Here is a 9,539-nt window from a genome sequence, read left to right on the forward strand (position 1 = left end):
ACCCGGTTAGTGTGTCAACGCGGCCCCTCGCAACCCGCTGACCAGCACAAACGCCACGCGCTCACCCCGAATCGCCCGAAGTGGCACGAGTCAAGCGAACTGGACACTCTTCAACGAGACCACGAATGCCCCACTCACGAGTTCCGACGTCATCGATGCGTCGGGATCGGAGACGTTTCAGGGAACGATCGGTGGCGTCCTACGGGCCATGAAGTGTTCGTACTCACCGACGACGTTCCCGCTGTCCGTGTCGGCGTCCGGAACCCTCAGCGGCCCCCCGGGGTCTGTTCTGACCCTCACACGCAACGTGCCGACGACGGTGGACTGCTTCAGCGGGACGCTGCGCGTGCGCGTGACGAAGTCAGGGACGTGGACCCTGAAGTTGACCCTCCCTCCGGCCGGGACCACCCCTGGTCAGCTGTTCAACGGCACCGTCTCGGGATCCCTGACCGTCCCTGCGAACGGCTTCACCGCGGACCTGTCACAGCTCTGCGCAGGCACCACGGTGACTGGCCCCACAACCGCCAAGACCTTTACGGGGACCTACGACATGAGCACGGGCGTCGTCACGGCCAGCCCGGTGCCGCAGGCATTCCCGGTCACCTACACGGGATGCACGGTCCTCAACACTCGCCTGACCAGTGCGAGTTTCCAACTGAACCCCATCATCGACCTTCAGTGGTGAATCGTATGGCCACGCGCGTCTCCGGATTACTCGCCCTGGTGTGCGCTACGGTCTTCGCCATTCCGATAGGTGCTGGGGCGAATCCGAACTGGACCCTCTGGAACGAGGGCACGAACGCACCTCTCACCAGCAGCGATGTCGTCAACGCGGCCGGGCTGATGCGCTTCCAGGCAGGCGTGGGCGGTACGAATGCCACCATTGACTGCCGATTCACCACAGCTCAGCCACTCAGGCTCTCCACCTCCGGGCCATTCTCGGCGCCGCCCGGTGGGACGCTCACCCTCGTGGCGTCCCTCCCAACCCCGACGGTCTGCACCTCGGGAACACGGAACATTCCGACAACGGTGTCCGGACCGTGGAGTTTCACGTTGTCCATGCCGATGGCCGGTTCCGTTCCCGGCCAGCTGTACGACGACACGCTTGGCCGGACACTCAGCGTCCCGGCCAACTCCGTGACGTGGGATCTGTCGAGTGTCTGTGCCGGTACGACAGCGACGGGACCCACGTTCCCGAAGTCGTTCTCCGGCTCCTACAGTTCGGCCACCGGCTCCGACGTCGTCTCACCCGTGCCGCAGAGTTTCGCGATGAGTTACACAGGGTGCACCGTGACGAATGCGCGACTGATCGCTTCCAACCTCCTACTCGATCCGGTCGTCGACCTGCAGTGGTGACACCCATGGCCCGTCGCATCGTCTGCATCATCACCGTCGCAATAGCCGCCGTCCTCTTCACGACCCCTGGTGTCCACGCTAACCCGACATGGACTGTGGTCCCTCGGGGCACAAGCGCACCTCTCACGAACTCCGGCGTCATCTCGGCCAGCGGGACAGCAACGTTCTAGACCACAGTGAGTGGTGTGCCCACGAATTTCACGTGCAACGGGGTGTCAGCTTCGGCACACGCAACCGGCGCCACGGCAGGCGCGTCCGGTGCCGATGTCCCGTTCGGGATGACCATGCCAGGAGCGAGAACCTGCACCGCTGGCAGCCTCAACGTTCCCGCATTGTTCTCGGGCACTTGGACGTGGTCGCTCACGCGGCAGGTGGGTCGCACACCCATTGCGACACGTACACCTCAGGCACCCGGTTCGAGCGCAGATTTGGCGGTAACGGCGGCGGCGGGACACCGACCTGGCAGCACTCTGGGACGCTCCGCCCTGGTGTCAGCCGGCTGAGCGGACGTAGGCTGCGCCCCGGCCGGCGTGGATGCATTCCTGTGAGACCCTGAGAAGAGAGCCCGCCAGGGGCTCCCGGACGAGGGGCGCCGTACCCGGCGACGCGACAAGACGGCCCACCCAGGAGTGCACCGTCATGTCATGGATCGTCCTCGTCCTCTCCGGCGTCCTCGAGGCCGTGTGGGCCACCGCCCTCGGCAAGTCAGAGGGCCTGACGCGTCTCTGGCCGAGCGTCACGTTCGGCATCACCGTCGTCCTCAGCATGCTCGGCCTCTCCTACGCGATGCGCGACCTGCCCGTCGGCACGGCGTATGCCGTATGGGTCGGCATCGGCGCGGTGCTCACCGTCGCCTACGCCATGGCCACCGGGGACGAACCCGTCTCGGCCGTCCGGATACTGCTCGTCGGCATGATCATCGCCGGCGTCATCGGCCTCAAGCTCACCCACTGACGCAGCCGAGGATCACTGCGTCTCAGCGGCGATGTCGATAACTCGCTGAGGAACCTCAAGGTTGGCCTTCGCGCCGGCCGCGATCATCACGCGTGCCGCGGCTCGCTGGTTGGCCCGAGTGGTCACAAAACGCCGTGTGCCTCGCGCCGCGGTGCTTGGGCGCTCTGGCTTCGTCGTGCGTACGCGCGACTCAGATGCGTCTGCGTCAGTCATGATCGGACTCCTCACGTTGCTCCCATGCTCCACCGCGTGCCGGTGCGTCGTCCATCACCCGGAACTGCGACAGTGTCAATTGCCACGTCTCGCCCTCCGGAGCGTGGAGACCTCGACCTCGTAGCGGCTGGCCGCTCCCCCGGGCGTCCGGAAGAACCGTCGCCGCAGCGCGCCCGTCACCTCGACCCGGTCACCGTCGCCGAGGCGCAGCGCCGTCCGCCGCGTCGACGCCGACCAGCAGGCCAGGTCGATCGTGTCGACGGGGCCTCCCCCGGATCGCGCCACAACGAGACGTAGAGTGACGAGGACGTCCCGGCTCGGCAGCGTCCGCTCCTGCGGGTCCCCACTGACCCTTCCGGCCAGCTCGACCCGGTTCACCGTCGCCTCGACCGGCGCCGTGCCCCTCTTCGTCGTTCCCTTGCTTGTCGTCACCACGACACACCTCTCCCCTTCCGCGGCAGGCGCCGCACCGGCATACCGTCGCCTCCCAAAGCGACCAGCGCCAGCGGTGACCCGCGCGCCTGTGGACGACGCGCGGCATACCCGCGTCCTGTGGACAACCCGGCCGACCGTGGAACACTGCTCGACATGAGTGATCGGGCCCAGAACGGCGTGCTCGCAGGACTCCTCGTCCTCACCCTCGTCCTCGTGGGGTTCTCGCTGCGCTCCCAGGACGAGCCCGCGACGCCCACCGAGGCCAACCGCCCGACCACGACGTCGAGCGCCCCCTCGACCCCGACGGCCTCACCGTCCCCGAGTGCCAGTGCCGGTGGGACGGTCGCCTTCCTCGGTGACTCCATGGCCGAAGGCGACAGCGCCAGCGCACCCGCGAAGCGGTGGACCTCCCTCGTCGCCGCCGAGCTCGGCCTCAAGGAGGTCAACCTCGCCCACGGCGGCACCGGCTACCTGCGATCGGGCAAGCCCGGCTCCTGCGGCGAGCAGGCGTGTCAGAGCTTCGAGGACTCCGTCGCCGACGTCGTCAAGGCCAAGCCCACCGTCGTCGTCGTGAGCGGCGGCGGCAACGACACGGGTATGCCGTCCGCGGACGTGCGTGCCGCCGTCACCGACACCTTGACCTCCCTGCGCAAGGGGCTCCCGGACGCGAAGATCTATGCCGTGACGCCGTGGTGGGACCAACGGCCCGAGCCCGAGACCCTCGACGCGCTGGTGACTGCGGTGGAGACGGCGGCGAAGGAGGCCAAGGTGACCTACCTCGACACCGGCCAGCCCCTCGTCGGCAAGCCCGACCTCATGGCCGCTGGCAGCAACGACCCCGACGACGACGGCCACGCTGCGCTGGCGGCGGCCGTCACGAAGGCCATCGACGGGGCCCCGTCGAACTGACGGTCCACCCGTCGATGCGGTCGGTCTGGTCGCCCTGGTCCGTGCGGGCTGGTCCTGGCGGAGGGTTTCCCACAGGCTGAACCGAACCCCTGACAACTTCGCTGCGCTCGTCTAGGGTTGATCGGGTGGGCCACGTCAGGTCCACGCGTGCAGGGGCGCACCGTGCGCACCGGAGAGTGACGTGATGCAACGCAAGGGACTGTCGCACCTCGCGGCGGTGACGGTCACGGGGGTGGCCGCAGCGACCTTCGCCCTCGGGACGGCCTCGGCTGCCCAGCCGATGACCGGTGCGCCGCAGCTCGTGATGGAGCCGACGAGCTCCGCCGAGCCGACGCCGAGCGAGCCGTCCCCCTCGACGTCGACGACCTCCCCGGCCCCGAGTCCGACGAGCCCCAGCCCGACACCCTCGACGAGCTCGCCCACGAGTCCGACGCCCAGCACGACGACACCGCCGCCCTCGGGCTCGACCACGCCGAAGCCGACCCCCACGGCCACCCCGCGCCCCCCGCTGCCGTGGGAGCCGCCGCCTCCGGGCGCGCCGAGCAAGGGGCGCGGCAGCTTCAACGACGACGTCGTCCTCAACACCGCCCAGGTCAAGGACCAGATCGCGGCGGCCGAGCAGATCTGGGCGCAGATCATGGCCTCCAACACCGGCCTCGCGACCGCGCTCAAGGAGCTCCAGACCCAGGCCGCCAAGGCCAACGCCCTCCTCGAGTCCCTGACCAAGGCACGTGCCGCCGAGGCTGCAGCCAAGGCGTCGGCCGACCAGGCCAAGATCGAGCTCGGCGTCCTCCAGGGACGGCTCGACCGGCAGCGCGCCATCGTGCGCGAGTGGGCCTTCCGCGCCTACAGCGAGGGCGGCTCCGCCGACCTGATGAACATGCTCGACGCCATGGAGGCCGACGAGGCGGAGGTCGGTGACCCGCTCGGTGACCTCTCCTACCTCACCGACCAGCGGGTACGCGCCGTCGACGAGGTGCGCACCCTCACGGCCCGCCAGCAGGAGCTCACGGCCAACCGGGCGGCGGCGCAGAAGACCGCCACCGACGCCGCGGCCAAGATCGTCGCGGAGAAGGCCGAGCTCGACAAGGTCGTCAAGGGCCAGCAGGCGCAGCTCACCGCCCTGCAGAAGAACTTCTCGGCCGACGTCGCGAAGGCCGGTCCCATCGCGGCATACCTCGCCGGCATCCAGACCCCCGAGGCGAAGGCCGCGTTCGAGAAGCTGCAGAAGGCGCTGGGAGCCAACCTCTCCGTCGGCGCCTACGGCAAGCCGTGCACGACGTCCGACGTCACCTACCCCAACGGGCTCATGCCCGACTCGGCCCGGTGCCCGCTCTGGCAGGCCCCCGGCGAGTCGATGGCCCCGCGCGCCGCGGCCGCGTTCAACGCGATGAGCCAGGAGTACGCGCGCCAGACGGGCTCGCCCATCTGCGTCAACGACTCCTATCGCTCGCTCGCCCGGCAGTACGTCACCAAGGCGAAGAAGGGCAAGTTCGCCGCCACCCCCGGCCGGAGCAACCACGGCTTGGGCATGGCCGTCGACCTGTGCGGCGGCATCCAGAGCTTCGGCGACCCGGCGCACCTGTGGATGAAGCAGAACGCGCCGCTGTATGGCTTCTTCCACCCGAGCTACCTGGGGCCGAACTCCTCGACCCCGGAGCCGTGGCACTGGGAGTTCGCCGGCTGAGCGCCGGCGAACCGAACGTCCCGCCCCGACGCCGTCCCGGTATGAGTAGCCGTACTCGTCACATCCGTCCCGCGCGTGTGCGACAGTTCGGCACATGACGACGCAGTCCGCTCCTCCCCCGACGCGCGAGGACTACGCCAGCACCGCGGCATACCAACGTTCCTGGTACTGGTACGACTGGGCGAACTCGGCGTTCGTCACGACGACCGCGACGGTGCTCTTCGGCCCCTACCTCACCGCGGTGGCGACGGAGGCGGCCTGCCCCGACCTGCCCGAGGGCGCGACCTGCACCAACGACCTCAGCGTGATGGGCCTGCCCGTCGACCCGGGGTCGCTGCACCCGTACACCGTCGCGCTGTCGACGTTCATCGGCGCGATCCTGCTGATCTTCGTCGGCGCCATCGCCGACCGCACCAAGCGTCCGGCCCGCCTGCTCGGGCTCTTCGCGGGCATCGGCGCGGTCGCCGCCTCGCTCATGTACTTCGTCCAAGGCACGAACTGGGCGCTCGGCGTCGTCCTGCTCACCATCGCGAGCATCTCGCTGGGGGCCTCGCTCGTCGTCTATGACGCGCTGCTCGTGCGCATCACCCACCCCGACGACCGCGACAAGGTGTCGTCCCGCGGGTGGGCACTGGGCTACCTCGGCGGTGGCCTGCTGCTCGCGGTGAACTTCCTCATGCTGAGCAACGAGGACGCCTTCGGTGGGACGGCGAACGCGGTGCGGATCAGCATGCTCATGGCCGGGCTCTGGTGGGGGCTCTTCACGCTCATCCCGGTGCTCGGCATGTGGCAGCTGCGGGGCGTGGAGCGGCCCGTGGTGGCCTCGCGTGCCGGCGTCGTCGGGGGGTCGCTGCGCCAGCTCGCCGACACCTTCCGGCACCTGGTGACGCTCAAGCAGACGCTGCTCTTCCTCGTCGCGTACATGTTCTTCAACGACGGCATCCAGACCGTCATCGGGCAGTCCTCGCTCTACGGCACCGCCGAGCTCGGGTTCCCCGAGACGACGATGCTGACGCTGTTCCTCATGGTGCAGTTCGTCGCGTTCGGCGGTGCGCTGCTCTTCGGCCGCGTCGCGCGGCGGTATGGCGCGTGGCGGAGCGTGCTCGTCGGGCTCGGCATGTGGGTGCTCGTCATCGTCGCGGCGTACTTCGTGCCCGAACGGGCGACGGGCGCGCTGTTCGCCCTCGGCGTCGGCATCGGCCTCGTCCTCGGAGGCACCCAGGCGCTGTCCCGCTCGCTGTACTCCCAGCTCGTGCCGCGGGACCGGGAGGCGGAGTTCTTCTCGCTCTACCAGGCGCTGGAGCGGGGCACGTCGTGGTTCGGCGCGGTCATCTTCGGCGTCGTGCACCAGGTCACCGACTCCTACCGGCCGGCGATCGTCGCGCTCGTCGTGTTCTTCCTCCTCGGCGGGGCGCTCCTGTCGAGGGTGGACATGCGCCGCGGCATCCGCGAGGCCGGCAACGAGATGCCGGCGGTCGTCTGACCCGCCTCGCCCTCGCCCTCGCCCCAAGATTCCCGCCCCATGCGAGAACCATGAGCGAGGTGCAACTTCCGTAGTCGCACCTCACTCAAGGTTCCGCTCCGTCGGGTGGGCTGGAGGCCCCGCGCGGCCTTGTGGATGAGTTCGCGTCGGCTACCCGTTGTCCGGTAGGCTGAAGGGTCGCGCCGTGATGGCGTGACATCGGTCACAGGGGGACCCCGAAGCCCGCGAGGGCGAGCGGCGAAGACACAGCCGCGTGCGGAACAACGGTCGAGGTTCGACCGTTTTCACCTGTGACACCCGACGTCGCCAGTCCACCGTCGGGATCCACGATTTCGTTGGGAGAACCCCCATGGCAGAACGCAGCCTGCGCGGCAGCCGACTCGGTGCCCTGAGCATGGAGACGGACGAGAACGTCGTCCCGAGCGAGCGCCAGATCACGACCTACCTGTGCCCCCAGGGCCACAAGATCGAGCTTCCCTTCTCCGTCGAGGCCGAGATCCCGCCAGTGTGGGAGTGCCGCTGCGGCGAGGAGGCCAAGCTCGTCGGTGGTGGCCCCGAGCCCGAGGCCAAGCCGGTCAAGCCGGCCCGTACCCACTGGGACATGCTGCTCGAGCGTCGCTCCATCCCCGAGCTCGAAGAGCTGCTCGAGGAGCGTCTCACGCTCCTGCGCGCCTCCCGCGGTGAGAAGCCGGGCAAGAAGAAGACCGCCTGACGCTTCCCCTTCCGTCGACGACCCGAAGCGGTCGAGCGCGACCACAGACCAGCTCGGGAAGTCGACCACAGACCAGGTATGCCGTGTGCCCACCCCTCGGGCGCACGGCATACCTGCATCTCCCCCACCTATTGCGCAGACTTCGCACCTCACCACGACTTATTGCGCAGACTTCGCGTGCGAAGTCTGCGCAATAAGTCGTGGTGAGGTGGGGCGGGTCAGTCGATGACTTCGCCGCGGATGGTGCCGCCCGCTCCCCCGTTGCCCGTGCCGTAGCCGCCGCCGGGGCCCGCCGCCCCGCCGGTGCCAGGGCCGGACCCGGGACCGAAGCGGCCGCTTCCGAACGGGCTGACCAGCAGCACGCGGCTCGCGACGAACGCCTCGAGCAGCCGCCGCGCCACCCCGCGGGTGAACGGCAGGATGAAGAACAGCCCGATGACGTCACTGACGAACCCGGGCAGGAGCAGGAACGCGCCACCGATGAGCACGAGCGCACCGTCGGCGATCTCCCGGCTCGGCGGCCGACCTGTCGCCGACGCCTCCCGCAGCGCTCGCCACGACCGCGAACCCTCGCGGCGCATGAGCCACGTCCCGAGCAGCGTCAGGACGAGCAGGGCGAGCAGGGTCCACCCGATGCCGATGGCCTTGCCGACCATGACGAGCACGGTGATCTCGATGATTGGGGCGAGCACCAGCCCGACGAGGACCCACGTGAGCCAGCGCGGACGTCGCTGACGCCGCGCATACGGGGTGGATCCGATCGACTGGTTCACAACCTGTGCCAACGACCGCGCCCACCGAGGCGTTCCCGCAGCTGCTCCGCCCGGTGCTCGACGCCCCACACGGTGATCCGCTGCAGTGACTCGCGCACGATGCCGCCATCCATCTTCGAGTCCCCCACCTCGCGCTCGACGAAGGTGATCGGCACCTCGACGACGGTCAGCCCGGCATGGACCGCGCGCCGGGTGAGGTCGACCTGGAAGCAGTAGCCGGCCGACTCGACACTGCCGAGGTCGAGCGCGCGCAACGCATCCGCCCGGTAGACCCGGTACCCCGCCGTCGCGTCACTGACGTCCATGCCGAGGAGCAGCTTGGTGTAGAGGTTGCCGCCGACGCTGAGGACCTTGCGGTGCGTCGGCCAGTTGACGATCTCGCCGCCGGGCACCCAGCGCGAGCCGATGACGACGTCGGCGTCCTGCGCGGCGTCGAGCAGCTTGTGCAGGTCCTCCGGACGGTGCGAGCCGTCGGCGTCCATCTCGACGACGGCGTCGTAGCCCTGCTCCAGCGCCCAGCGGAACCCGTGGAGGTATGCCGCGCCGAGACCTTCCTTGCCGGTGCGGTGGATGACGTGGACCTGTCCGTCGGCGGCGGCCAGCTCGTCGGCGACGTCACCGGTGCCGTCGGGCGAGTTGTCGTCGAGGACGCAGATGTCGACCTGCGGCACGGCGCCGCGGACTCGCTCGACGATGCGCGGGAGGTTGTCGCGCTCGTTGTAGGTCGGGATGAGCACGACCACGCGGTCGAGGCTGGGGTACTGCGTCAACGTCGTCCTTGCTGGCTGGGGTCGCGGCCCACTGCGAGGGGCGCGCGACGAGGGTCAGAAGTTCTCCGCCCGACCCTAACCGTTCCCCCGACCCCACCTCCGGCTGATGGCGCAATGTTCGCATCCGACGCGGAGCGAGGATGCGAACATTGCGCAATCAGTTCTGTGCGCCCGTTCCGGGCGGCCCGTTCCGGGGAGAAAATGGGCATGCGGGTGCCTGTTCACGTCGGCCGACATTGACCCTTGA

10 protein-coding genes and 1 riboswitch are annotated in these 9,539 nt (G+C 69.1%); of the genes, 7 read left to right on the forward strand and 3 right to left on the reverse strand.

The genetic code is table 11. The features are described from left to right. Nucleotides 1-307 precede the first annotated feature (307 nt). From BCF74_RS16705 to BCF74_RS16715, 3 genes are all read left to right on the forward strand, one after another. Complete coding sequence (locus BCF74_RS16705; protein WP_146133027.1) at nt 308-685, forward strand: hypothetical protein; 378 nt, start codon at nt 308-310, stop codon at nt 683-685. A gap of 5 nt (nt 686-690) precedes the next feature. Beyond that, nucleotides 691-1,356, forward strand: a complete 666-nt coding sequence (locus tag BCF74_RS17185) for a hypothetical protein (protein ID WP_146133028.1) — start codon at nt 691-693, stop codon at nt 1,354-1,356. Between the two features lie 558 nt (nt 1,357-1,914). Next, a riboswitch (guanidine-III (ykkC-III) riboswitch) is annotated at nt 1,915-1,980 on the forward strand. Nucleotides 1,981-1,995: 15 nt separating this feature from the next. After that, complete coding sequence (locus BCF74_RS16715; RefSeq protein WP_106299059.1) at nt 1,996-2,310, forward strand: DMT family transporter; 315 nt, start codon at nt 1,996-1,998, stop codon at nt 2,308-2,310. A 288-nt stretch (nt 2,311-2,598) separates the two neighbouring features. On the opposite strand, the gene BCF74_RS16720 is transcribed toward BCF74_RS16715, so the two are convergent. Continuing rightward, on the reverse strand, nt 2,599-2,955 hold the full coding sequence (locus BCF74_RS16720; RefSeq protein ID WP_106299065.1) for a single-stranded DNA-binding protein: 357 nt from the start codon (nt 2,953-2,955) through the stop codon (nt 2,599-2,601). A 156-nt stretch (nt 2,956-3,111) separates the two neighbouring features. Here BCF74_RS16720 and BCF74_RS16725 point away from each other — a divergent pair, with 156 nt between their 5' ends. The 4 genes from BCF74_RS16725 (at nt 3,112) to BCF74_RS16745 (ending at nt 7,749) form a co-directional block, all read left to right on the forward strand. Then, nucleotides 3,112-3,867 carry an SGNH/GDSL hydrolase family protein gene (locus BCF74_RS16725; protein ID WP_146133029.1) on the forward strand — a complete coding sequence of 252 codons (756 nt, stop codon included), beginning with the start codon at nt 3,112-3,114 and terminating at the stop codon, nt 3,865-3,867. A 184-nt stretch (nt 3,868-4,051) separates the two neighbouring features. Then, nucleotides 4,052-5,554: a D-alanyl-D-alanine carboxypeptidase family protein gene (locus BCF74_RS16735; protein WP_146133030.1), complete on the forward strand. Its 1,503-nt coding sequence runs from the start codon at nt 4,052-4,054 to the stop codon at nt 5,552-5,554. Nucleotides 5,555-5,648: 94 nt separating this feature from the next. Then, a complete protein-coding gene (locus BCF74_RS16740) occupies nt 5,649-7,037 on the forward strand; it encodes an MFS transporter (RefSeq protein ID WP_106299063.1) in 1,389 nt (462 codons plus the stop codon). A gap of 349 nt (nt 7,038-7,386) precedes the next feature. After that, entirely contained in the window at nt 7,387-7,749 is a 363-nt protein-coding gene (locus BCF74_RS16745) for an RNA polymerase-binding protein RbpA (protein WP_106299064.1), read from the forward strand. Between the two features lie 218 nt (nt 7,750-7,967). On the opposite strand, the gene BCF74_RS16750 is transcribed toward BCF74_RS16745, so the two are convergent. Next, a complete protein-coding gene (locus tag BCF74_RS16750) occupies nt 7,968-8,522 on the reverse strand; it encodes an FxsA family protein (RefSeq protein ID WP_245889429.1) in 555 nt (184 codons plus the stop codon). After that, entirely contained in the window at nt 8,519-9,292 is a 774-nt protein-coding gene (locus BCF74_RS16755; protein ID WP_245889430.1) for a polyprenol monophosphomannose synthase, read from the reverse strand. Before BCF74_RS16755 ends, BCF74_RS16750 begins: the two co-directional genes overlap by 4 nt. Nucleotides 9,293-9,539: the final 247 nt, after the last annotated feature.

The organism is Knoellia remsis (genome assembly GCF_003002895.1).
GTDB lineage: Bacteria > Actinomycetota > Actinomycetes > Actinomycetales > Dermatophilaceae > Knoellia > Knoellia remsis.

Coding starts and splice junctions, on each gene's coding strand:
- BCF74_RS17185 (WP_146133028.1), top strand. CDS start 691: ATGGCCACGCGCGTCTCCGGATTACTCGCCCTGGTGTGCGCTACGGTC.
- BCF74_RS16715 (WP_106299059.1), top strand. CDS start 1,996: ATGTCATGGATCGTCCTCGTCCTCTCCGGCGTCCTCGAGGCCGTGTGG.
- BCF74_RS16725 (WP_146133029.1), top strand. CDS start 3,112: ATGAGTGATCGGGCCCAGAACGGCGTGCTCGCAGGACTCCTCGTCCTC.
- BCF74_RS16735 (WP_146133030.1), top strand. CDS start 4,052: ATGCAACGCAAGGGACTGTCGCACCTCGCGGCGGTGACGGTCACGGGG.
- BCF74_RS16740 (WP_106299063.1), top strand. CDS start 5,649: ATGACGACGCAGTCCGCTCCTCCCCCGACGCGCGAGGACTACGCCAGC.
- BCF74_RS16745 (WP_106299064.1), top strand. CDS start 7,387: ATGGCAGAACGCAGCCTGCGCGGCAGCCGACTCGGTGCCCTGAGCATG.